This is a genomic window from Roseicella frigidaeris (genome assembly GCF_003258945.1).
GTDB classification, from domain to species: domain Bacteria; phylum Pseudomonadota; class Alphaproteobacteria; order Acetobacterales; family Acetobacteraceae; genus Paracraurococcus; species Paracraurococcus frigidaeris.
The window spans coordinates 115,602-138,261 of the sequence record NZ_QLIX01000010.1 but is presented as its reverse complement, the minus strand read 5'-3'; the positions used below and the strand labels follow the sequence as shown (position 1 = coordinate 138,261).

At 74.5% G+C, this 22,660-nt stretch carries 23 protein-coding genes; 9 read left to right on the top strand and 14 right to left on the bottom strand.

Annotated elements, in window-relative coordinates; genetic code table 11:
* Nucleotides 1-15: 15 nt before the first annotated feature.
* The 3 genes from DOO78_RS14945 to DOO78_RS14935 form a co-directional block, all read right to left on the bottom strand.
* The gene (locus DOO78_RS14945; protein WP_111470646.1) at nt 16-402 is read right to left on the bottom strand and encodes a hypothetical protein; all 387 of its coding nucleotides are present in this window, start codon (nt 400-402) and stop codon (nt 16-18) included.
* Between the two features lie 140 nt (nt 403-542).
* Nucleotides 543-2,840: a xanthine dehydrogenase family protein molybdopterin-binding subunit gene (locus DOO78_RS14940; protein WP_111470645.1), complete on the bottom strand. Its 2,298-nt coding sequence runs from the start codon at nt 2,838-2,840 to the stop codon at nt 543-545.
* Nucleotide 2,841: 1 nt separating this feature from the next.
* On the bottom strand, nt 2,842-3,297 hold the full coding sequence (locus tag DOO78_RS14935) for a (2Fe-2S)-binding protein (RefSeq protein WP_111470644.1): 456 nt from the start codon (nt 3,295-3,297) through the stop codon (nt 2,842-2,844).
* Nucleotides 3,298-3,624: 327 nt separating this feature from the next.
* On the opposite strand from DOO78_RS14935, the gene ybaK reads away from it, so the two are divergent.
* The 3 genes from ybaK (at nt 3,625) to DOO78_RS14920 (ending at nt 6,324) form a co-directional block, all read left to right on the top strand.
* A complete protein-coding gene (gene ybaK / locus DOO78_RS14930) occupies nt 3,625-4,155 on the top strand; it encodes a Cys-tRNA(Pro) deacylase (protein ID WP_341538240.1) in 531 nt (176 codons plus the stop codon).
* A 199-nt stretch (nt 4,156-4,354) separates the two neighbouring features.
* A complete protein-coding gene (acuI, locus tag DOO78_RS14925) occupies nt 4,355-5,344 on the top strand; it encodes an acrylyl-CoA reductase (NADPH) (protein WP_111470642.1) in 990 nt (329 codons plus the stop codon).
* Nucleotides 5,341-6,324 (top strand): Bug family tripartite tricarboxylate transporter substrate binding protein, encoded by a 984-nt coding sequence (locus DOO78_RS14920; protein ID WP_111470641.1) that lies wholly within the window; start codon nt 5,341-5,343, stop codon nt 6,322-6,324. Before acuI ends, DOO78_RS14920 begins: the two co-directional genes overlap by 4 nt.
* Before the next feature lie 111 nt (nt 6,325-6,435).
* On the opposite strand, the gene DOO78_RS14915 is transcribed toward DOO78_RS14920, so the two are convergent.
* From DOO78_RS14915 to DOO78_RS14900, 4 genes are all read right to left on the bottom strand, one after another.
* Entirely contained in the window at nt 6,436-7,485 is a 1,050-nt protein-coding gene (locus DOO78_RS14915) for a hypothetical protein (RefSeq protein ID WP_111470640.1), read from the bottom strand.
* Complete coding sequence (locus tag DOO78_RS14910) at nt 7,482-9,518, bottom strand: DNA/RNA helicase domain-containing protein (RefSeq protein WP_111470639.1); 2,037 nt, start codon at nt 9,516-9,518, stop codon at nt 7,482-7,484. The genes DOO78_RS14915 and DOO78_RS14910 overlap by 4 nt, the downstream gene beginning before the upstream one ends.
* The gene (locus tag DOO78_RS14905; RefSeq protein ID WP_207802911.1) at nt 9,515-10,360 is read right to left on the bottom strand and encodes a DMT family transporter; all 846 of its coding nucleotides are present in this window, start codon (nt 10,358-10,360) and stop codon (nt 9,515-9,517) included. Before DOO78_RS14905 ends, DOO78_RS14910 begins: the two co-directional genes overlap by 4 nt.
* Before the next feature lie 252 nt (nt 10,361-10,612).
* Complete coding sequence (locus tag DOO78_RS14900) at nt 10,613-11,077, bottom strand: cupin domain-containing protein (protein ID WP_111470638.1); 465 nt, start codon at nt 11,075-11,077, stop codon at nt 10,613-10,615.
* Nucleotides 11,078-11,215: 138 nt separating this feature from the next.
* On the opposite strand from DOO78_RS14900, the gene DOO78_RS14895 reads away from it, so the two are divergent.
* Nucleotides 11,216-12,226: a CorA family divalent cation transporter gene (locus DOO78_RS14895; RefSeq protein ID WP_111470637.1), complete on the top strand. Its 1,011-nt coding sequence runs from the start codon at nt 11,216-11,218 to the stop codon at nt 12,224-12,226.
* Nucleotides 12,227-12,253: 27 nt separating this feature from the next.
* Here DOO78_RS14895 and DOO78_RS14890 read toward each other — a convergent pair whose 3' ends face one another.
* The 6 genes from DOO78_RS14890 to DOO78_RS14865 all read right to left on the bottom strand — a co-directional run bounded on the left by DOO78_RS14890 (nt 12,254) and on the right by DOO78_RS14865 (nt 16,181).
* Nucleotides 12,254-13,423, bottom strand: coding sequence for a GNAT family N-acetyltransferase (locus DOO78_RS14890; RefSeq protein ID WP_111470688.1), 1,170 nt, complete (start codon nt 13,421-13,423; stop codon nt 12,254-12,256).
* Between the two features lie 287 nt (nt 13,424-13,710).
* Nucleotides 13,711-14,688, bottom strand: coding sequence for an MBL fold metallo-hydrolase (locus DOO78_RS14885; protein ID WP_111470636.1), 978 nt, complete (start codon nt 14,686-14,688; stop codon nt 13,711-13,713).
* Nucleotides 14,689-14,698: 10 nt separating this feature from the next.
* On the bottom strand, nt 14,699-15,070 hold the full coding sequence (locus DOO78_RS14880) for a DUF2155 domain-containing protein (RefSeq protein WP_111470635.1): 372 nt from the start codon (nt 15,068-15,070) through the stop codon (nt 14,699-14,701).
* Between the two features lies 1 nt (nt 15,071).
* Nucleotides 15,072-15,290, bottom strand: coding sequence for a hypothetical protein (locus tag DOO78_RS14875; protein WP_111470634.1), 219 nt, complete (start codon nt 15,288-15,290; stop codon nt 15,072-15,074).
* Complete coding sequence (gene mlaD / locus DOO78_RS14870) at nt 15,287-15,796, bottom strand: outer membrane lipid asymmetry maintenance protein MlaD (protein WP_111470633.1); 510 nt, start codon at nt 15,794-15,796, stop codon at nt 15,287-15,289. Before mlaD ends, DOO78_RS14875 begins: the two co-directional genes overlap by 4 nt.
* A 25-nt stretch (nt 15,797-15,821) precedes the next feature.
* On the bottom strand, nt 15,822-16,181 hold the full coding sequence (locus tag DOO78_RS14865; RefSeq protein ID WP_111470632.1) for an NADH-ubiquinone oxidoreductase subunit NDUFA12 family protein: 360 nt from the start codon (nt 16,179-16,181) through the stop codon (nt 15,822-15,824).
* Between the two features lie 185 nt (nt 16,182-16,366).
* Here DOO78_RS14865 and DOO78_RS14860 point away from each other — a divergent pair, with 185 nt between their 5' ends.
* The 3 genes from DOO78_RS14860 to DOO78_RS14850 all read left to right on the top strand — a co-directional run bounded on the left by DOO78_RS14860 (nt 16,367) and on the right by DOO78_RS14850 (nt 18,761).
* Nucleotides 16,367-17,905 carry a TSCPD domain-containing protein gene (locus DOO78_RS14860; protein ID WP_111470631.1) on the top strand — a complete coding sequence of 513 codons (1,539 nt, stop codon included), beginning with the start codon at nt 16,367-16,369 and terminating at the stop codon, nt 17,903-17,905.
* A gap of 144 nt (nt 17,906-18,049) precedes the next feature.
* Nucleotides 18,050-18,307, top strand: coding sequence for a type II toxin-antitoxin system prevent-host-death family antitoxin (locus DOO78_RS14855; protein ID WP_165838908.1), 258 nt, complete (start codon nt 18,050-18,052; stop codon nt 18,305-18,307).
* A 4-nt stretch (nt 18,308-18,311) separates the two neighbouring features.
* The gene (locus DOO78_RS14850) at nt 18,312-18,761 is read left to right on the top strand and encodes a hypothetical protein (protein ID WP_111470629.1); all 450 of its coding nucleotides are present in this window, start codon (nt 18,312-18,314) and stop codon (nt 18,759-18,761) included.
* 53 nt (nt 18,762-18,814) lie between these two features.
* On the opposite strand, the gene DOO78_RS14845 is transcribed toward DOO78_RS14850, so the two are convergent.
* Entirely contained in the window at nt 18,815-20,401 is a 1,587-nt protein-coding gene (locus DOO78_RS14845; RefSeq protein ID WP_111470628.1) for an alkaline phosphatase D family protein, read from the bottom strand.
* A 128-nt stretch (nt 20,402-20,529) separates the two neighbouring features.
* Between DOO78_RS14845 and DOO78_RS14840 the strand changes: the two genes are divergently transcribed.
* The gene (locus tag DOO78_RS14840; RefSeq protein ID WP_207802910.1) at nt 20,530-21,195 is read left to right on the top strand and encodes a 2-hydroxychromene-2-carboxylate isomerase; all 666 of its coding nucleotides are present in this window, start codon (nt 20,530-20,532) and stop codon (nt 21,193-21,195) included.
* 110 nt (nt 21,196-21,305) lie between these two features.
* Nucleotides 21,306-22,580: an NAD(P)/FAD-dependent oxidoreductase gene (locus tag DOO78_RS14835; protein ID WP_111470686.1), complete on the top strand. Its 1,275-nt coding sequence runs from the start codon at nt 21,306-21,308 to the stop codon at nt 22,578-22,580.
* The last annotated feature ends 80 nt before the right edge of the window (nt 22,581-22,660 follow it).

Sequence of the window (22,660 nt, the reverse complement as noted above, 5' to 3'; positions counted from 1 at the left end):
GCCCGCCCGCCCGGATCACGGCTTGCCGGATTCGACGATGATGGCGTTCTGCAGGTTCTGCACCCAGCTGTTGTAGTTCCGGTGGATGACCCGCCCGTCATAGTCGAGGTTGCTGCTCGAGACGTAGCGGATGCTGAAGCGGCGCGTGTCGTAGGGGATGTCGACCACGGCCTGGTGGGTGCGGAGGTTGAGCGTGCCGCGGATCAGGCCCGGGCCCTCGGGCTGCATCGCCCAGCCGAGGCCGGCGCCGGCGCGGCGGATCTGGTCGGCGCGCTGGCCGAGCGAGGCCTGGCCGAGGAAGGCGCCGCCGCCATCCTGGATCGGCGCGGTGCGGCTGCAGGCGGCGAGGCCGCCGGCCGCGAGCAGGGCGAGGATGGGGAGCGCATGTCGGGTCGAAGGCATCAATCCCTCCCGGTTCCGCCGCGGTGGAGTCCGCGATCGGTCTCGGCGGGCAGGATAGCAGCGCCCCGCGCGGCCCGCACGCCGCGGCGCGCGGGGGAGGGGCGAGGGACGGGGCGGCCGCGGCGGGCCGCCCCGGCCGGTCACGCCTTGAGCTGCGACCCGATCGGCAGCTCGCGGATGCGCTTGCCGGTCGCGGCGAAGATGGCGTTGCAGAGCGCCGGGGCGAAGACCGGCAGGCCCGGCTCGCCGACGCCGCTCGGCGGCACCTCGAGACCGGCAGGCACGATGTGCACCCGCACGTCGCGCGGCGCGTCGTCGATGCGCGCGACCTCGTAGTCGGTGTAGTTGGACTGCACGACGCGGCCCTGCTTGTAGGTGATGGCGCTCTTCGTCGCCAGCGACATGCCCATGACGCAGGCGCCCTCGACCTGCGAGCGCACGCGCTCGGGGTTGACGAAGAAGCCGCAATCGATGGCGACGTCGACGCGCGGCACCGAGAGGTTGCCCTGCTCGTCCACCGCCACCTCCACCACCGTCGCCACATAGGTGACGAAGCTGCGATGCGCGGCGATGCCGAGCCCGTGCCGCGGCGGCAGCTTGCGGCCCCATTCCGCCTTCTCCGCCGCCAGCTCCACCACCCGGCGCAGCCGCCCGGTATCGACCGGGTATTTCCGCGGATCCTCGTTGTAGTTCCAGAACTCGGTCGAATCCTTGCCGATCGGCAGGTCGACGATCCGCGCCGGGCCGATCAGCTCCAGCAGGTAGTCCTTCGGGTCGCGGCCGGCGGCATGCGCCATCTCGCCGACGAAGGAATGCGCGGCGAAGATGTGCGGGATGTTGATCACCGAGCGGAACCAGCCGATGCGCGTATGCGCCTCGGCGGCGCCGTTCTCGATGCGCATGTTGGGGATGGCGAAGGGCGTGTCGTAGAGGCCCATCCCCACCTCGAAGCCGGCGCCGTGCTTCGGATCGGGCGCGAAGATGCTGAGGATGGTCGGGAAGACGCTGCGGTGCATCCAGGCCACCGCCTTGCCGTCGGCGTCGAGCCCCGCCTCGAGCTTGTTGGCCTGGACGGTGTGGTAGTAGCCGTTCTGGATGTCGTCCTCGCGGGTCCAGACGACCTTCACCGGCTTGCCGTCCATCGCCTTCGAGAGCAGGCCCGCCTCGATCGCATAGTCGCATTTCGACTTGCGGCCGAAGCCGCCGCCGAGCAGCTCGATATGCACCGAGACCTTCTCCAGCGGCACCTTCAGCCGCTCGGCGAGCTCGCCGCGCACCGAATAGGGGCTCTGGGCGCTGGTCCAGCACTCGACCTTGCCGTCGGCGATGCGCACCGTCGCGGCCGGCGGCTCCATTGTCGCATGCGCGAGATGCGGCGCGTAGTACTCGGCCTCGATCCGCTTCGCCGCCTTGGCCATGGCGCCGTCGAGATCGCCCTCCTTGCGCAGCACGTTGGCCGGCTTGCGGGCGGTCTCGGTGATGGCGGCGCGGTAGGCCTCGCTGTCGTAGGCGGCGTTCGGGCCGTCCTTCCAGGTGATCTTCAGCGCCTCGCGGCCCTGCATCGCCGCCCAGGTGTTGCGCGCGATCACCGCGACGCCGCCGAGCGGCGAGAACTTGGCCGGCGGCGGCGTGCCCTCGAGCCGCACCACCTTGACCACGCCCGGCACCTTCAGCGCCGCCGAGTCATCCAGCGTCTCCACCGTGCCGCCGAAGACCGGCGGCCGCGCCACCACGGCGAAGAGCATGCCGGGCAGGATGGTGTCCTGGCCGTATTTGGCGCGGCCGGTGGTGATGTCGAAGCCGTCGACGATCGGCAGCTCGCCCTTGCCGATGTAGCGGAAGGCCGCGGCCTCCTTCAGCTTCAGCGTCTCGGGCTTCGGCACCGGCAGCTTCGCCGCCTCCGCCGCCACCTCGCCATAGCCGAGGGTGCGGCCGGAGCCGGCATGGACGAGCTGATGGTTCTTCGCGCTCACCTGCTCGGCCGGCACGCCCCAGCGCTTGGCCGCCGCCGCCTCCAGCATCTGCCGCGCCGCGGCGCCGCATTCGCGCATCGGCTGCAGGAAGTGGCGAGTGGAGCGCGAGCCGTCGGTGTCCTGGTTGCCGTAGCGGATCTCGTCGCCCGGCGCCTGCTCGATCCGCACCTTCGACCAGTCGGCCTCGAGCTCGTCGGCGATGATCATCGGCATGCCGGTGCGCACGCCCTGGCCCATCTCGGCGCGGTGGCAGATGATGGTGACGATGCCGTCCGGCGCGATGGAGACGAAGACCAGCGGGTCGTTCACCACGCCATGCGGCATGGCGTCGGCGCCGAATTTCGGCTTCGGCGCGTCCTCGACGGCGCGCGCCGGCGGCAGGCGCAGCGCGAGCAGGAAGCCGCCGGCGGCGGCGCCCCGCAGCAGCAGGCGGCGGGAGGGTTTCTCGATGCGCAGGTCGGTCATGTCACGCGGCTCCCCGTGCCGCGGCCTTGATGGCCGCCCGGATGCGCTGATAGGTGCCGCAGCGGCAGATGTTGCCCTGCATGCCGGCGTCGATCTCCTCGTCGGAGGGCTGCGGCGTCTGCTGCAGCAGCGCCGCCGCCTGCATGATCTGCCCGGCCTGGCAGTAGCCGCATTGCGGCACGTTGATGGCGCGCCAGGCCTTCTGGACCGGGTGGTTGCCGTCGGGGCTCAGCCCCTCGATGGTGGTGATCGCCTGGCCGTCGACATCGCCCATCGAGGTGGCGCAGGCGCGCACCGCCTCGCCGTTCAGATGCACGGTGCAGGCGCCGCAGGCGGCGACGCCGCAGCCGAATTTGGTGCCCGTCAGCGCCAGCTCGTCGCGCAGGTACCACAGCAGGGGCATGGCGGGGTCGCCGTCATAGGCGCGCTCCTCGCCGTTGACACGCAGCTTGACCATTGGGGTTCCTCCTCGACCGGCGTGGGGCACGCGCCAGGGCGGACCAGGGACGCCCGGCACCGCGGCCCACGCCAATTTTCATCAGTATTGCAACGATATGCTGTCGTCGCGGACGGCCCGGCCGCGGCAGTCTAGGGCGAGGTTGGATATCCGGTCATTCTTCCCGCCGCGACGTTGCATCCTTCCCGAATCACGCTTCCGTGCTGCCGGCCCCGCCCCCTGCCGGGACGCCGTGGAATGCGGTTCGGAATCCGGGGCGATCCGCTATAGGCTGGCCCGGCATCAAGGAGCATACGCGGCGCCATGGCATCGAGGAGGACGCCCGCGGTGCGCGCGGCCGAGGCTGCCGGCATCCGCTTCCGGCTGCTGGAATACGACTACGACCCGGAGGCCGAGGCGGTGGGGCTGCAGGCGGCGACGGCGATGGGCATCGAGCCGGCGCGCGTCTTCAAGACCCTCGTCTGCGTGCTCGACGATGGCGAGATGGTCTCCGCCGCCATCCCCTCCGATGCCCGCCTCTCGCTGAAGGCGCTGGCCGCCGCGGCGGGCGCGAAGCGCGCCGAGATGGCCGATCCGGCGCGGGCGGAGCGGACGACCGGCTATGTCGTCGGCGGCATCAGCCCGTTCGGCCAGCGCAAGCGGCTGCGCTGCTTCGTCGATGCCAGCGCCCAGGGGCATGCCGAGATCGTGGTGAATGGCGGCCGCCGCGGGCTGCAGATCGCCCTCGCGCCGGACGACTTGGCGACCGCGATGGAGGCCGTGGTCTGCCCATTGCTGGCCGAACAGGCCGGCAGGGTGGAACACGCCACCAAAGCCGAACAGGCCGGCAGGGTCGAGCAGGCCGGCAAGGCCGAATAGGCCCCGCAGGGCCGAACGGGCCGACGAAGCCGAACGGGCGGGCGCCTGGGCCGTCCGGGCCGCGCGGCGCCCGCCTTCGCCGCGCGGGGCTTTGCCGCGCCGCCCGCGCTGTCTATGGGAGGTCCCAAGGGAAGTCCCGGACGGGAGCGGCCGTCCCGCGGGGCGGCCATGCCGGCAGGACAGCAGAGGGAGAGATCGCATGCAGGCGCTGGTGGTGGACAAGCCGGAGGCCGGGCAGACCGCCCGCGCCGCCTTCCGCGACCTCGCGGAATCCGAGCTGCCGGATGGCGAGGTGCTGGTCCGCGTCAGCCATTCGACGGTGAACTACAAGGATGGCCTGGCCGTCACCGGCCGCGCGCCGGTGGTCCGCCGCTTCCCGATGGTGCCGGGCATCGACCTGGTCGGCGTGGTCGAGGCCAGCAGCAGCCCGGCGGTGAAGCCCGGCGATGCGGTGCTGGCCAATGGCTGGGGCATGGGCGAGACGCATCCCGGCGCCTATGCGCCGAAGGCGCGGGTGAAGCCAGAATGGCTGGTGCCCCTGCCCGCCGGCATGGCGCCCGAGGAGGCGGCGGCGATCGGCACCGCCGGCTACACCGCCATGCTCTGCGTCATGGCGCTCGAGCGGCATGGCCTCACGCCCGATCGCGGCCCGGTGCTGGTCACCGGCGCGGCGGGTGGCGTCGGCTCGGTGACCATCGCGCTGCTCTCGGCGCTCGGCTGGTATGTCGCGGCGAGCACGGGGCGGCCGGAGGAGCAGGGCTATCTCGAATCCCTCGGCGCGAAGGAGATCGTGCCGCGCGACCGCTATGCCGGCGGCGCCGCGCGGCCGCTCGGCAAGGAGGTCTGGGCGGCGGCGGTGGACACCGTCGGCTCGAAGACGCTCGCCGGGCTGCTGACCGAGATCCGCTACGGCGGCGCGGTCGCCGCCTGCGGCCTGGCGCAGGGGATGGACCTGCCGGCCTCGGTGGCGCCCTTCATCCTGCGCGGCGTGGCGCTGCTCGGCGTCGATTCCGTCATGGCGCCGCGGGCGCTGCGGCTCGAGGCCTGGTCGCGCCTGGCGCAGCAGCTCGACCGCGGCAAGCTGCGGGCGATGACGACGACCATCGGGCTGCGGCAGGTGCCGGAGACCGCCGAGGCGATCCTCGCCGGCCGGGTGCGCGGCCGCGTCGTGGTCGAGATCGGCGGATGAGCCCCGCCCCGGCCAGGCGGCGGGCGCTGCTCGCCGCGAGCGCCGCCCTCGCCGTGGCCGGCAGCCGCCCGGCCCGGGCGCAGCCCTGGCGGCCGGCGCATGCGGTGACGATCCTGGTGCCCTTCGGCGCCGGCTCCGGCACCGATGCCATCACCCGCATCCTGGCGCAGCGGCTGGAGCCGGTCTGGGGCCAGCCGGTGGTGGTCGAGAACCGCGCCGGCGCCAACGGCATGCTGGCCGCCGTCGCCTGCGCCCGCAGCGCGCCGGACGGCCACACGCTGCTGATGACGACGAACACGCCGCATGCCGCCAACCCGGCGCTGATGAAGCGGCTGGACTACGACCCGATCGGCGACTTCACCGCCATCAGCCGCACCGGCAACTACAATTTCTGGCTGGTGGTGCCGGAGGCCTCGCCGCATCGCAGCCTCGCCGCGCTGCTGGCGGCGGCGAAGGCGCGGCCGGGCGCGATCAGCTACGCCACCGGCAACGCGACCGGCATCGTCGCCAGCGGCGCGATCGCGGCGCAGGCGGGCGTCGAGATGACGCATGTGCCCTATCGCAGCACGCCGCCGGCCATCACCGATGTCGTCGCCGGGCGCGTCGATTGCATGGTGGTCGATGTCTCCTCCTCGCTCGGCCAGGTGAAGGCGGGGGCGCTGCGCGTCCTCGGGGTGACGACGAAGGCGCGCAGCCGGCTGCTGCCGGACATCCCGACGCTGGACGAGACCGGGCTGCCCGGCTTCGACGTCGCCGCCTGGGCCGGGCTGCTCGGCCCGGCGCGGCTGCCGCCGGCCGTGCTGGCCTCGATCAACGCCGATCTCCGCGCCGTCTGGGACCGGCCGGAGACGGTGCAGCGGCTGGGCGAGATCGGCTTCGACGCCATGAGCTCGACGCCGGCGGAGTTCGCCGGCTTCATCCGCGACGAGATCGCCAAATGGGGCGCCATGGCGCGCGCCGCAGGGATCGAGCCGGAATAATTCATCCCCACGACGTCGCTGCGCGCCGTCGCGGGGGCCCCGTGAGTCGCCTCGGGTCATGGGCGCGTCACAGCCTGCCCCGGCGAAGCCGCGGCAGGGCGACGGGAGGCGTCATACCGGCCGAATCGGTGGGCGCGGGGCGATGCGCCAGCGGAAGCTGCCCTCGCCGAGATCGAGGCGGCGCTCGACGGTGAGCGCGAGGCGCGGGTCATGCGCCGCGACCAGCCCTTCCCAGAGCGCGTTCCAACAGGCGAAGGCGGCGGGATGCAGCTCGGTCGCGCCGCGCATCAGCGCCCAGCTCGCCTGCGCCACGTGATCGGCGCCGTGCTCGACGCCGCGCTCGCCCTGCGCCAGGGCGATGGCGGCGAGCAGCGCCGCCGCCTCGGCCGGATCGCGGCCGGCGATGCCCGCCGCCGCAGCCAGCGGCGCGTGCCACTGCATCCCCACCTGCCGCAGCGCCAGCCCGACCAGCGCCACCGCCTCCGCCGCGCCGAAGAGATCGATGGCGCAGGGGATGGCGGTGCGGAGATACGCCATGGCGTAGCTGCGATGCGCCTTGCGCAGCCGCTCCGCCGGCCAGTGCGCCGCTTCCATCCAGGGCATGGCGGCGGGGTCGTAATCCGGCGAGGCCTCGGCGCGGGCGAAGCGCAGCCGCTCCTCCGGCGCCAGCTCGCGATCGTGCTCGAGGTAGTAGCCCTCCAGCGCCGGATCGCCATCCGCCGCCTGGCCGGTGCAGACGAAGCCGAGCCGCGGATTGCCGAGCGAGACGCCGTTCTGCGCATGCCAGCCGCGCAGCATGGCGCGCGAGACCTCGCCGGGAATGCCGCAGAGGGCGGTGCCGTGCCAGAGCCAGCGCGGCGGGGTGTAGCGGATCCAGGCCTTGCGGTCGCTCTCCCGCGCATAGTCCACCGCGACGCCGCCGATGCGGTTCGAGAGATAGTGGTACTGCGCCGCCGCGACGGCATGCGGCAGATGCGCCAGGCCGAGCTTCTGCAGCCCCGGCAGGAAGCGCTCATGATGCTGGCGGCGGAAGATGGCGAAGACGAGCTCGGCCGCCGCGGGCGTGCCGCGCCGCGTGACGGCGGCGAGGACGAGGCCGGTGAAGGCGGCGCGATGCAGGTCGGCGACCTCCTGCGCGAGGCCGGGATGGGGATCGGTCACGAGGCGTCCTCGGCTGTGCTGAAGAGATCGGCGGGGCGCGGCGCTGTGGCGGGGGGCGCATCCAGCGCCCGGGCGCCGCAGGCGCGGAGGAACTCGGCGATGGCGTCCATCTCCGCGGCGGGGCGGGTCGGGTCGTGGAAGGGGTCGTCGGCCGCCGAGCCGCGCGGCACCCAGATCACCGTCTCGTAGCGGGCGCGGGTCAGCAGCACGCGATAGGTGTTGCGGATGAAGGCGAAATCCTGCGTCGCCCGCTGCCAGCGATGGCCGACGAAGGCGCGCGCCTGCCATCCCGTGCGGCCGCGGAGGAAGTCGCCGCCCCAGGCCAGCCCGACCACGTCGAGCTCCAGCCCCTGGCAGGCATATTCCGTCGCCGCCGCCTCCAGCGCGTCGGAAGCGCGCACATCCGGCCAGCGGCGGAGGAACCAGTCCGGCACCTCCTTGCCGGAGACTTCGGCCGCCAGCCCCTCCGCCCGCAGCCGTCGGGCGCCGGCGGCGCGGACCAGCCCGGCGCGGCGCCGGCCGCGGGCGAGATGGCGCAGCGCCGCCCGCAGGGCGCCGAGATCGCGCGTAATGAGATAGGGCAGGGCAGGCACCCCGGCCGCGATGCGCCGCGCCGCCGCGGCGTCGCCCTCCAGCACCGCCTGCACCCAGGCCGCGCCGGCGCTCTCGCCGACGCTGCGCATCGGCACGGTCAGGTCGAGATCGGCATCGAGGGCGAGCCAATCCGGCCGCCCCTCCGCCAGACGCTGCACCGGGTCCGTCGCCGTCAGCACGCGCGGCGCGGCGACGGCCTGCCAGCCGCGCGACCCGTCGATCACCCGGCCCCATTCGGCGATGCCCGCCTCGCCGGTGTTGATCTCCTGGCCGTTGCCGATCAGCGCCACCACCACGGCCCAGCCCGGCCGCCGCGCCATGATCTCGAGCGTATGCGCCGGCTCGCTCAGCGTGAGGCGGGAGCGCCTGTTTTGCGTGCCGGTGCGCGCCTTGGCCTCGTCCCAGGCGCGCTGCGCCTCGTCGAAGACGATCAGCCGCTCGGGCGGCCAGCGCGCGGGATCGGTGGCGCAATCCTCGAGGAAGCGATGCACGTTCTGCAGCGCCGCGGCGGCCCGCCGCTCTGCCTCCGCCCGGCCGCAGGCGCCGCGCGCCACCGCATCGCGGGCGAGCGCCGCGCGCAGCACCGCGACCAGCGGCGCGTTGCCGGTGAGGAAGGCGGCGCCATCCTGCCGCGCCGGGCCGAAGACGGCGTTGAGGCCGCAGAGCGTCTTGCCCGCGCCCGGGATGCCGGTGACGAAGACCACCAGCCGCCGCTGCCCGGCCCGCGCCGCCGCGACATGTCGGGCGATGGCCTCGGCGGTCCGCGTCAGGCTCGGCGCATCGGCCCGGGCGGCGGCGATCTCGGCGACGCCGTGCCGCGCATAGAGCATGGTCGCCGCCTCGATGATGCCCGGCACCGGCCGGTAGGGGGCGGCGAGCCAGGCGGCGCCCGAGAGCGGCTCGGCGGGGGCGGGCAGCACCGCCTGCACCCAGGCGACGAGCCGGCCGAGATCCCCGGCGCCGCAGAGCAGCGGCTCGGTCGGCTGGGTCGGCAGCAGCCAGGGCTGCGCCGGCGGCGTGAAGCCGCGCTGCCCCGCCACCAGCACCGGCACGATGGCGTGCCGCCGGCTGCCGGCATGGAAGTCGCGCAGGTCGAGCGCATAATCCTCCGCCTCGGCCAGAGCGGCGGGTGAGGGCGCGGCGGGTGAGGGCGCGGCGGTCTTGAACTCCAGGCAGAGGATGGCGCGGTCGGTCAGCAGCACCGCGTCGATGCGCTTCTCCAGCCGCAGCAGCGCGTATTCCAGCGCGAGGGTCCAGGCTGCGCCGTCGCAGGCCGCGATCGCCCGGCGCAGCGCCGCGAGCTGCGCTTCCCAGGCCAGGCCCTGATCCGGCGAGCCGGCGAAGCCGCGCGCCTGCTGCGCCGCGGCGAGGCGGCCGGCGACGGCGCGCGGATCCTGCGCGAGCAGTTCCGCGCCGCTGCAGGCGAACCACGCCCTCATTGCGCCGCCCGCCGCGGCCAGGTGGCGAGCAGCAGGCTGGCGCCGGTGAGCGCGAAGCCGATGCCATGCACCGGGGTGACGCGCTCGCCGAGCAGCAGCACCGCGGTCAGCGCCGCGGTGGCCGGCAGGAAGCCGGTGAAGACCCCCGCGACGCCGGCCGGCACCCGTTGCAGCCCGGCATACCAGAGCAGCAGGCAGAGCACGCTCGCCGTGAGGCTGTGGAAGGCCAGCAGCCCGGCCAGGGCCGGATCCCCCAGCGCCGCGACGGCGCCGAGCCTGGGCAGGCAGAAGGGCAGCAGCATCAGCGCGCTCCAGGCCTGCATCCAGAAGCTGGCGGTGATCACCGGCACGCGGCCGGCGATGCGCTTGGCGAGCAGCACATAGGCGGCCTCGCCACACACCCCGGCGAAGATCAGCGCGTTGCCGAGCGCCGAGCCGGCGCCGCCGGCATCGCCGAGCCGGGCGAGGGTGATGGCGCCCATGCCGCCGGCGGCGAGCGCGGCCGCCAGCCATTGCCGCGGCGCCAGGCGCTCGCGCAGCCAGAGCGCGCTGCCGAGGGCGACGACGGCGGGCAGGGTGGCCAGCACCAGCCCGCCCTCCAGCGCCGTGGTCAGCCGCAGCCCGGCGAGCAGCCCGGCATTGTAGAGCGCGGTGCCGAACAGCGCCTGCAGCGCCAGGTTCCGCAGCACGCCCCCGGCCACCCGCACCCGCCCCTCGCGCAGCCGCGCCAGCGGCCAGAGCAGCAGGCAGGCGAGCAGGCAGCGGAGGCAGGCGATCATCGGGATCGGCAGCGCGGCGGCGAGCAGCTTGGCGACGCCGACATTGGCGCCGACGAGGGCCATGGACAGCGCCAACTGGGCATAGGCGATCAGCAGCGTGCGGCGTCCTCTCCTGGCCCAGCTTCGTATCGGCCGCCATCTCCGGCGCTGGCTGGCCGCAGTCGCCTCCCGTTGCCCTGCCGAGGCTTTGCCTCGGCAGGCTGTGCCGCCCCTGCGTTCCAAGGCGACTCACGGGGCCCCCGCGACGGCGCGTAGCGACGTCGTGGGGATGACTCCGGGGGCCCCCGCGGCGGCGCGCAGCGACGTCGTGGGGAGTTATGGCACCGGGTGCACGTCGTCCGGCCGCTGCGGCGGCAGCTTGATGGCGAGCACCCGGAACCGCCCGCTCGTCGCCTTCGAGCCGGCATGCACCGTGCCCTTCGGGATGACGACGAGATCGCCCGGCTTCACCTCCACCTGCCTGTCGCCGAGCCAGAAGCTGCCGGTGCCGGCGATCACGTACTGGATCTCGTTGGCGTCGGCGTGGAAATGCTTCATCACGTTGCCGCTCTGCACCGCGACCGTGCCGTGTTCCGTCACCACCAGGCCGCGGCTGCGCAGGTCGGTGTTGTTGATCAGCGGCCCGATCTCCTCCTCGCTCAGCGCGGCGAGGTTGACGATGTGCGGCGTCAGCGCGGGCGGCGCAGCGGTCTGGGCGCCGGCGGGCGGGGCGAGGCGGGCGGCGAGCAGGCCGGCGGCGAAGGCCGCGGCAAGGCCGCAGGCGGCGACGGGCAGGCGCATGGGCGGTTCCTCCGGGTCTCGTTGGCGCCGCCAGCCTGCCCGAGCGCGGGCGCGGCGCCCAGCCGTTTCGCAGCCCGCGGACCGTGCCCGCCCCCGGGGCATCATCGAACGGTCATGCCACTCGTATAACCTCCCGCCATGCCGAAGACCCCCTACGGGCTGGCCGATCCGGCCGTGGCGCAGGCCTGCCCCGGCCTGGTCGCGGGCTGGCGGATCGGCGACGGGCCCGCCTGCCGCCTCTCGCCCGAGGCGGCGCTCGCCGCGCTCCAGGGCGGCCAGCCGCCGGCCTGGCTGCATTTCGACCTGACCCATGCCGGGGCGCGGCCGCTGCTGGCCGCCGCCGCCGGCCTGCCGCCCGGGGCGCGCCACGCCCTCGTGGAGGCGGAGGAGCATCCCTGGATCGAGACCCAGGAGCGGGCGATGTTCGGCTGCGTGCCGGACCTCGCCGACGAGGAGGAGGCCTCCGGCCAGCCCGGCCTCGCGGTGCTGCGCTTCGTCCTCGCCCCCGGCCTGCTGGTGACGGCGCGGCGGCACCGGCTGCGGGCGCTGGCGCGGTTCGAGCATCCGCCGGAGGGGCTCTCGCCCGAGGCGCTGCTGGCCCGCATCCTGCGCGCCGTGCTGGGCGACGTGCTGGGCCTGCAACGCGAGATGTCGGCGCGCATCGAGCGGCTGGAGGAGCATCTGCTGCGCGACGGCGCCGGGGTGCAGCGCCCGGTGCTGGGCGAGATCCGGCGCGGCATCCTGCGCCTGAGCCGCACGCTCGACCCCCTGCTGCTCTCGATCGAGACGCTGGAGGAGGAGGACATGGAGGGCGGCTGGATGGCGCCGGCCGGGCAGGCGGCGCTGCGCGAGGCGCTGCACCGCATGCGCGTCGCCGGCCGCTCGATCGCCGCGCTGCAGGAGCGGGCGCGCATCGCCCAGGACGACATGGCCTCGCGGGCGGCGGAGGAGACCAACCGGCGGCTCTTCGTGTTGTCGGTGATCTCGGCGGTGATGCTGCCGGCCAGCCTGATCGCCGGCATCTTCGGCATGAATGTCGGCGAGCTGCCCGGGGTGGAGCAGAGTTGGGGCTTCGTCATGGCGATGGGGCTGATCGTTGCTTCCATCGCGGCGACGCTCGGGCTGCTGCGGGCGTTTCGGTTGATGTAGGGGGCGGGGTCGCAACGGCGGCCGCCGTCAACCCTCAGCGCTGCCCTCCTGCCGAAACGGCGAAAGCGTCGCCAGCGCCGCCATCTCGCGCTGCATCGCCGGGCGCTCGCGGGCCAGGAACTCGCTCACCGCCCGGCGCAGCCCGGCATGCTCGATCCAATGCGCCGAATAGGTCGGCGCCGGCAGATAGCCGCGCTGGATCTTGTGCTCGCCCTGCGCCCCGGCCTCGACGCGCGGCAGCCCGTGCTCGATGGCGAAGTCGATGGCGCGGTAGTAGCAGAGCTCGAAATGCAGGAAGGGCGCATCCACCACGGCGCCCCAATTGCGGCCGTAGAGCGCCTCGCGCCCGAGCAGGTTCAGCGCGCCGGCCACCGGCTCGCCATCCCGCTCGGCCACCATCAGCACCACCCGGTCGCCCAGCGCCTCGCCGAGCAGCGGCCAGAAGCGGGCGTTCAGATAGGCGCTGCGGCCCCATTTGCGGTCCGTGGTGCTGCGGTAGAAGCGGTGGAAGGCCTGCCAGTGGCGCGGCGTGATCTCGTGCCCGCGCAGCGTCTTCAGCACGAAGCCGGAGGCCGCCGCGTCGCGCCGCTCGCGCCGGATCGCCTTGCGCTTGCGCGAGGCGAGGGCGCCGAGGAAGTCCTCGAAGCTGCCATAGCCCTGGTTGTGCCAGTGGAATTGCGTGCCCAGCCGCTGCAGCCAGCCGGCCTCGCCGAGCGCCTGCCACTCCGCCTCCTCGCAGAAGGTGACATGCACGGAGGAGAGGCCGAGCTGGCCGCAGGCCTGCACCAGCCCCTGGGCCAGCGCGCCGGGGCCGACGCCGCTGTCCGGCCGGGTCAGCAGCCGCGGCCCGGGCACCGGGCTGAAGGGGGCGCAGACCTGCAGCTTCGGGTAATAGGTGCCGCCGGCCCGCTCGAAGGCATCGGCCCAGCCATAGTCGAAGACGTATTCGCCCTGGCTGTGGCTCTTCGCATACATCGGGCAGCAGGCGACGAGCCGGCCGCCGGCGTCGCGCAGCGCCGCATGCTGCGGCAGCCAGCCGCTGCGGCCGCTGGCGCTGCCGCTCTCCTCCAGCGCGGCGAGGAAGGCATGGCTGACGAAGGGGTTGTCCGCGCCGGCGCAGGCATCCCAGTCGGCGGCGGGGATCTCGGCCAGGCTCGGATGCAGCGAGAGGGTCAGGGGCGGCGCGCTGTCGGGCATCGGCTCCAGCATGTGCGGTGCAGCGGGCGCAGGGCAAGGGCCGCCTCCGGCGAGCGGCCGGGCGGCGAAGGGCCGCACCGGCCGCCAGCCGCCCATCGGCCACCACCAGAACCAGAGACGCCACCAGTCGGAGGGCCGCCAGCCGGGGAGCATCGGGCGAGACTGCCGGGCCGGCGGCGGCGCGGCACCGGCCGCCGCGCGGCGGGGCGATGACGAGCGCGTGACGCCCGGTCAGCCCGATGGTCGGCCCGCTGGTCAGCCCGATGGTCCGTCCGCTGGGCCGGCCCTCACGCCCCCGCCGGCCGCACCAGCGTCGCGCCGAAGGGCAGCGTCGTGAATTCCGCCGCCGGCCGGCCGGCCGCCGCCAGCGCCGCCGCGAGCCGCGCCTCCGGCTCCGCGATCGGCTCGTCGGTCAGCCCGGCGAAGGTGCCGAAATGCATGCCGAGGCTCTGCCGCGCGCCGAGGGCGCGATGCGCCTGCACCGCCTCCTCCGGGTCCATGTGCTGGGTGCGCATGAAGTCGCGCGGCGCATAGGCGCCGATCGGCAGCAGGGCGAGGTCGATGCGCGGGAAGCGCCGGCCGATCTCGGCGAAATGCGGGCACCAGCCGCTGTCGCCGGCGACATAGACGCAGGCGGCGGGGCCCGCGAGCGTCTCGACGACGAAGCCGCCCCAGAGGCTGCGGTTGCGGTCCCAGGGGGTGCGGGCGGAGAAATGCTGCGCCGGCACGTAGGTGACGCGCAGCCCGGCGACCTCCGTCGCCTCCCACCAGTCGAGCTCGCGCGCGCCGCGGATCCCGGCCTTGGCCAGGTGGCGGGCATTGCCGAGCCCGGTCACCGCCGGCGGCGCCCAGCGGCGGCGGATCTGCCGCAGGGTCGGCAGGTCGAGATGGTCGTAGTGGTTGTGGCTCACCAGCAGCAGGTCGCAGCCGGGCAGGGCGGCGAGCGGCTGGCCCGGCGCCCGCACCCGGCGCGGCCCGGCGAAGGCCAGCGGGCTGGCGCGCATCGACCAGATCGGGTCGGTCAGCAGGCAGCGCCCGCCGATCTGCAGGAAGAAGCTGGCATGGCCGATGAAGGTGGCGCCGATCTCGCCCGGCCCGAGCCGCGCGGGCGGCGGCTGCGGCGGGTCCTCGATCCAGGCCGGCCAGGGCGCCGGCCGGGCGGTGCGGCGCCAGCGCCAGACGTCGCGCAGGCTGCGCAGGGTCGGATCATGCGGGTTGCGGAAGCCGCGCCCGGCATGGTGCGCGGGCGGGTCCGCCGCGGTCATCCGCGCCGCCTCACTGGCAGTCGAGGATCCGCAGGTCGTAGACCGGGTGCTCGAGCATGCTGACGCCCGGGGCGTTGGCGAACATCCAGCCGCGGAAGACGGCGGCGTTGCCGCGCAGGCTGTCGGTGATCTCCATCCAGGCGGCGGCATCCGGCACCTCGCCCACGGGGCGGGCGTTGCAGGCGCGGACATCGATGGTGAGCGTGCCGAACTGCGCCGGCTCGCCGACCCGGGCCTTGAGCACGGTGACGCGCGCCGTCACCTTGTCGAGCAGCTGCAGCTGCGCGGCGCGCTTCGGCTCCCAGCCCTGGGCCGCGGCGGGCCGGGCGGCGCCGAGCAGCAGCGCCGCCGCGACGGCGGCCAGCCAGAGACGCGGCGCCATCTCAGGACCGCCGCTTCGGGCTCGGCAGCGCCTCGACCATGGCGCCGAGGATGCGGCGCATCGCCGCCTCGTCGACGCCCATCAGCACCGCGTCCTCGAAGGCGTCGCGCATCACCTGCGCCAGCTCGCGGTGGTTCTCGGCGAGCACCTTCAGCTTCTCCCGGCAGGAGAGAGGCGCGCCCGCCGCGTCCGGCCAGGCCTCGGGCGGCTCGAGGCTCACCGCGGCGCCCCGCCGCCATGGGACTGCCCCTGCTGCCCCTGGGCGTTGGCGTTCATCTGGGTGACCGAGAAGATGAAGCGGCCGAGCAGGGATTCGAGGCTCACCGAGCCCTGGGTCTCGGTGATCTTGCCGCCATCGGCGAGCAGCTTGTCGCTGCCGCCCGGCACCAGCGAGATGTACTTGCCGCCGAGCAGCCCCTCCGAGGTGACCTCGGCCGAGGTGTCGACCGGCAATTGCAGCGTCCGGTCCACCCGCATCGTCAGGTCGGCCGCGAAGCTGCGCGGGTCGATGCGGCTGTCGGTCACGCTGCCGACCTTGACGCCGGCGATGCGCACATCGGCGCCGTTGGCCAGCCCGTCGATGCGGTCGAAGCTCGCCCGCAGCACCATGCCGTCGCCGCCGACCGCGCCGCGGCCGCTGTGCAGCACCGCATAGACGAGGAAAACCGCCGCGACGGCGAGCACGGCGGCGCCGGCCCCGATCTCGGCGAAACTGCGTCCCTTCATGCCTGTCTGATTCCGCCCACCCGCGTCACGAACCGGGTGTCCAGGCCTCGTAATCGCCGCCGGTGACGCGGCGGGTGCCGCCCACATAGTCGTGCCCGGCCGGACGATAAGCGTGCGGGGTGCCGGTCAGGTTCGGCCGATGCTCCTGCTGCCAGAAGTAACGCTTGGTTTCGGGCAGCGGCGCCGGGACGGTGTGGTGCAGCCAGGCATGCCATTCCGGCGGCACCACCGTCGGCTCGCGCCCGCCATCGGCATAGACCGCCCAGCGCCGCGGCCGGTCGTAGATCGGCTGGTTGGTGCGGCCCTCGTAATAGACGTTGCCGAAGCGGTCGGTGCCGACCTTGCGCCCACGCAACGGCGAGGTCAGGCGAAGCAGGAAGGACATGGGTCCGGTAAGGCTCCTCGAGGGTGCTCAATTGGGGTCTTCGGTCGGGCGCACCATCGCACAGCGGCAGGGGTGGCGCAAAGCCGGCGGCGCCGCCCCGCGGCCTACCGCATCTAGGGGGCGGGATGGCGGCGACTCACAAAATATGGCTTCCGCCGGGGCGGCGACCGCCCTAGCATCCGGCCATGGCACGCATCCAGGGCAGGCTGTGGGACGGGGTGGCGCTGCGGCGCCTCTGGGCGGGGGCGGATCCCGATGCCGCGCCGCGGCCGGTGGCGCTGCCCGCGGACTGGGAGCCGGAGGCCGCCGCCGCCCTTGCCGCCCTGGCCCCGGGGGAGGGGCCCGTCAGCCTGCCGCGCGCCGCCGAGGCCTGGATCGCCCGCGCCGCGCAGCGCGGCCGCCGCGCCGGGCTGCTCGATGCCGCCGGCGCGGCGGCGTTGCAGGCGGGGCTCCGCGACCTCCTGCTGCGGCGCCGCGGCGCGCCGGGGATCGAGGCCTGGCGGGACGCCCCTCAGGCGGGGGCGGGGACAGGGGCGGGCCGGGCCGCGCCGCCGCGCTTCGTGCTGAACCTGCCGGCCTTCCTCGAGCCCGAGGGGGGCTTCGCCGCCGCCGCCTATGCCGAGGCCTGCGCCCTCGCGGTGCGCGCCCTCGAGTCGCTCTCGGGCGGCGCGGCGGAGCGGTTGCGGCTCGGCTTCGCCGACCTCGCCGGGCTGCTGGCGGGGCTCGGCCTCGCCTATGACCAGCCCGAGGCGCGCGCCGTCGCCGCCGCCATCGCCGCCCTCACCCGGGGCGCCGCTGCCGCCGAGTCGGGCCGGCTCGCGGCGTGCGCCGGGGCGCGGGCGCCGGTTGCGCTCGACTGGCCGGCGCCGCCCGAGGCGACGGTGGTGCCCGGCCTCGCCGCCGCGGCCCGCGCCGCACTCGATGCCGCCGCCGGCATGGCGGGGCTGCGCCATGCGGCGCTGCTTGCCCTCGCGCCGCCGGATGCGGTGGAGGCGCTGCTCGGCGCCGAGACCGGCGGCATCGCCCCCGCCGCCGGGCCGAGCCGCAGCACGCTCGACGCGGCGGGCCAGCCGGTGGAATGGCCGACCCGGGCGGCGCTCCGGGCCGGCGCCCGCGCCGCGGCGCTGCTCGGCCCGGTGCCGGAGACCGGCCGCGCCGCGATGCGCGCCGCGGTCGCGCCCTTCCTGCACGCGCCGCCGCCCGCCCCGGTGGCGCTGCCGGCCCCGGCGCGGCCGGCGCCGCGGCCCGCCCCGGCGATCCGCCGGCATGCCGGCACGGTGATGCATGTGACGGTCGGCGGCCATCGGGTGACGCTGCGCACCACCGAGGACGCGGCCGGGCGGCTGCTCGAGATCGCCTTCACCCTGTCGAAGGAGGGGGCGGCCTTCCGCAGCCTGATGGAGGCCTTCGCGCATTCCGTCTCGCTCGGCCTGCAGGGCGGCGTGCCGCTCGCCGAATATGTCGAGGCCTTCGCCTATACCCGCTTCGGCCCGGCCGGGGCGGTGGAGGGCGACCCGGCGATCCCGCGCGCCACCTCGGTGCTGGACTGGGCCTTCCGGCGCCTGGCGCTGGACTATCTCGGCCGGCACGACCTGCCGCAGCCGGAGGAGGCGGATTGCCTCGGCGATGCGGTGGGGCATGCGGCGCAGGTGGCGCCGCTGCTGCCGCTCGACCTGCCGGCGGCGGGGCCGCGCGGGCGGCGGCGGGCGCTCAGGGTGGTGTGAGCCCCACGGCGTCGTTGCGCGCCGCGGCAGGGGGCGGGCGGCGACCGTGTGGTTGATGGCGCCTCGCCCCGGCCCTGGGCGTGGCGCAGGGCTTGATGCTTGGCGCGGAATTCTCCATAATCTACGTAGACTATGGAGACCGCGATGGTCACCGTCACGGGCGAGCGGCTGCAGAAGGCCAGCGGGTATGTGCGGGCGGAGGCCCGGCGCGCGCCGGTTGAGGTCACCTATCACGGCCGGCCCGAGCTGGTCGTGATGTCGGTCGAGGACTATGCCCTGCTCCGCACGAACCGGCGGCTGGCGTTCCTGCGCGAGGAGATGCCCGACGCCAGGATCGAACGGATCGCCGGCAACCGCATGGCGCCGGAGCATGCCGATCTCGACGCGCTGATGGACGAGTGAGGCTTTGCCGCTGCCGGAGCCGGTGCTCGGCCTGGTTGTCCACTACGGCTTCGTCTGGGCGGGGGCCGGTCGCCGCGCCCCGCCCGATGCCGGGAAGAGCCGGCCCTGCCTCGTGGTCGATCTGGAGGCGGTGCGGGAACCCGCCGCCGGCGGCCGGCTGGTCACGCGCGTGACCTATCTGCCGATCTCGCATGTCGCGCCCCGTGCCGGCGAGCAGGCCATCCCGATCCCGCCGCGCGTCGCCCGGCATCTGGGGCTCACCCATCAGGCCTCGTATCTCTACACCTCCTATGCGGTCGAGGATGACTGGCCCTTCGATCTCGAGCCGGTGCCGGGTTCGGATGGATCGTTCGAGTATGGGCTGATCCCGCCGAGGCTGTTCGCCGCGGTGGCGGCGGATTTCGCAAGCTACCTGGCCGCGAATCCGCGTTCCGTGCATCGGCGCCCTGGCTGATCTCCTCGAGCAGATCCCGATCAGGTGGGCTTACCTGACCGGGTGACGATGCTCTATCCCCGCTCCGGCTCGAAGCTCCGCTGCCACAGCGTGTCGCCGGCCATATCCTTCAGCATCACCGTCAGCGCGCCGCTGCGGCCCTCGATCACCGCCTCGCCGAAGAACTGCCCGCCCTCGGCCGGCGAGACGTTGATCCGCCCGTCCGGCGCCTTCTGCCACACCACCTCCAGCCCGAAGGTGTCGTCCGGCGGGTTGGGGCCGAAGCCGCCGGCATGCAGCGGGCCGGAGACGAACTCCCAGAAGGGCGCGAAATCGCGGTACCGCGCCCGCGCCGGGTCGTAGCGATGCGCCGCGGTGTAGTGCACATCGGCGGTGACCCAGACGATGTTCCTGAGATTCGCCGCCTTGATCGCCGAGAGCAGCCCGGCGATCTCCATCTCCCGCCCGAGCGCCGGGCCGTCGCCATTCGCCACCGCCTCGAACATCGGCCGCCCCGCCGCATCCTGGCCGTCCGGCACCTGCAAGCCGATCGGCATGTCGGCGGCGATCACCTTCCAGGTGGCGCGGCTCTCCCGCAGCCCGGCGAGCAGCCAGCGAAGCTGGGCCTCGCCGAGGAAGGCGGTCTCCGGCCCCGCCGCCTCCTGCCGGTTGGGCCCGTTCGGCCCGCGATAGCTGCGCATGTCGAGGGCGAAGACGTCGAGATGCGGGCCGTAGCCGATCCGGCGGTAGATCCGCTCCTGCTCGTCCGCGCCATGCGGGCGCATCGGCGCGTAGTCGAGGAAGGCGCGGGTCGCCATCGCCTGCAACTGCGCGATGCGCTTCTCCGTGTAGCGCCCGTCCAGGACCTTGCTGTCGGACCAGTTGTTGGTGACCTCGTGGTCGTCCCACATCCAGAGCTGCGGCACCTCGGCATGGAAGGCGCGGAGGTTCCGGTCCATCAGGTTGTAGCGGTGCCGGCCGCGGAACTCGGCGAGCGTCTCGGCGACCTTCGCCACCTCCGGCGTCACCAGGTTCCGCCACAGCGTGCCGTCGGCCAGCGTGATCTCGGCCGGGATCGGGCTGTCGGCATAGATCGTGTCGCCGCAATGGATGAAGAAATCGGCGCCGGTCCTGCGCATGGTCTCGTAGCAGCGATAGCCGCCCCAGGCCTCGTTGATGCCCCAGCCCTGGCCGGCCGTGTCGCCCGACCAGAGGAAGCGGACATCGCGGCGCGCCGCCGGCGCGGTGCGGAAGCGCCCCAGCACCGGGGCGGAGAGCGGCGCCCCGGCCTCCGGCCCGGCGAAGCTGACGCGGTAGAAGATCTCGGCATCGGCGGGCAGGCCGGTGAGGTCGAGCCGGGCGGTGAAGTCGGTGGCCTCGGTCGCCCAGGGGCCGCGCAGCCGCGTGGCGTTGCGCAGGCCCTCGTCGGTCGACCATTCGACGACCATGCGCGCGGTGCGGTCGGCGCGGCTCCAGAGCAGCGCCCGGTCGGCGGTGACGTCGCCGGTGGCGGCGCCCCAGTCGGCGCGCGGCCGCGCCGCCTCGGCGGCGATGACGCCGGGCGCGCTCCCCTGGCCGAAGACGAGTCGGCTCTGGCTACCGGCGGCGAGGGTGGCGGCGCCGAGGAGGGCGGCGCGCCGGGGGATGCGGAGGGTGCTCATGCCCGTCTCCTGTCGCGTTGGCTGGCCGGGCTGTAGCGCCGCCGCGTGACGCTTCGGCGACGCTTCGGTTGCGCCGGGATGACGGCTGCCGCCCGGGCCGCGGATTCCCGCCCGCCGCGCGCGCCTCTATGCTCGCCCCCCACAGCGACGGGACGCAGCGCATGGCCGAGACGGTGATCGAGTGCTTCTACACCCTGTCCTCGCCCTGGATGTATTTCGCCGCGCCGCGGCTGCGGGAGATGGCGGCGCGGCACGGCGCCCGGGTGCGGCTGCGGCCCTTCGACTTCCCCGCCGTGGTGCCGGAGACCGGCGGCATCCCGCTGCGCACCCGGCCGCAGCCGCGGCAGGACTACCATGCGCTGGAGTTGGACCGCTGGCGGCGGCATCTCGGCATGCCGCTCAACCTCCGCCCGCGCCACTACCCGCCGGGCGACCAGCGCCCGGCGGGCCGGATGGTGATGGCGGCGCAGGCGGCGGGGCTGGACGCGCAGGCGCTGTCGCAGGCGATCCTCACCGCGCTCTGGGTGGAGGAGCGCGACATCGCCCTGCCGGCTGAGCGCGCCGCCATCGCCGATGCGCTGGGGATGGACGGCGCGGCGCTGGTCGCCGCCGAGGAGAGCCCGCCGGTGCTCGCCGAATGGGACCGCAACCGCGAGGAGGCGATCGCCCGCGGCGTCTTCGGCAGCCCGACCTTCTTCCTGCCGACGCCCGGGGGCGAGCTCTGGCTCTGGGGCCAGGACCGGCTCTTCTTCCTCGAGCGGGCGCTGGCCGGCGACGCGGTGCAGACGCCGTGAGCGGGGCCGGGGGCCGCTCCATCCTCGCGTCCGATCGGCCGAGCGGCAGCGAGGGCGTGAATCGGCCGCGCCAAGACAAAGCGTCCGATCGGCCGAGCGGCAGCGAGGGCGTGAATCGGCCGCGGCAACTTCATGCCGTCGTCATCGGCGCCGGCATCGTCGGCGCCTGCACCGCGCTTGCCCTGCAGCGGGAGGGGCACCGGGTCACCCTGATCGAGCCCGGCCCGCCCGGCGGCGAGCAGGCGGCGAGCTACGGCAATGGCTGCTGGCTCAGCCCGATGTCGGTGATCCCGCCCTCGGTGCCCGGGCTCTGGCGCAAGGTGCCCGGCTTCATCGCCGATCCGCTCGGCCCGCTCGCCATCCGCTGGCGCTACCTGCCGCGGGTGCTGCCCTGGCTGGCGCGCTACCTCGCCGCCGGCTGGACCGAGGCGCGGGTCGCCCGCACCGCCGTCGCGCTGCGCGCCATGCTGCGCGACGCCCCGGCGCTGCATGCGGCGCTGGCCGACGAGGCGGGGGTGCCCGGGCTGATCGAGCGGCGCGGGCTGATGTATGTCTATCCCTCGCGCGCCGAGTTCGAGGCCGAGGCCATGGCTTGGCGCATCCGCCGCCAGGTGGGGATCGCATGGCTGGAGCTGCCGGCCGAGGAGCTGCGCCAGCGCGAGCCGGCGCTCGACCGGCGCTACGGCTTCGCCGCGCTGGTCGAGGAGGGCGGGCATTGCCGCGATCCCGGCGCCTATGTCGCGGCGCTGGTGGCGCTGGCCGAGGCGGCGGGCGCGACGCGCCTGGCGCAGCGGGCCACCGGCTTCCGCATCGAGGGCGGGCGGCTGCGTGCGGTGCGGACCGAGGCGGGGGAGGTGGCGGCGGACCGCGCGGTGATCGCGGCCGGCGCCCATTCCCGCGCCCTCGCCGCCGCGGCGGGGGACCGCCTGCCGCTCGAGAGCGAGCGCGGCTACCACGCGATGATCGAGGGCGCCGAGGTCGGGCCGCGCACGCCGCTGATGCCCTCGGACGGCAAGATGTCCATCACCATGACCGATCGCGGCCTGCGCTGCGCCGGGCAGGTGGAGATCGCCGGGCTCGAGGCGGCGCCGGATTGGCGGCGCGCCGAAATTCTTCGCGATCACCTGCTGCGCAGCTTCCCTGGCCTGCCGCGCGACCTGCCGGCGGAGCGGGTGCGGGTCTGGATGGGCCACCGCCCGAGCCTGCCGGACGGGCTGCCCTGCATCGGGCCGGCGCGCGGCTGCCCGGATATCCTGCACGCCTTCGGCCATGGCCATGTCGGGCTGGTGGCGGCGCCGCGCACCGCCCGGCTGGTCGCGGCGATGCTCGCCGGCCGGGCGCCGGAGATCGATCCGCGGCCCTATGATCCGGCCCGGTTCCGTTGATTTACCGCTCGCAAAGGCCGCGAGGGGGTGTCATGCTTCGAACCATGGCGGGCCTGCACCTTGGGGCTGGCCAAACACGA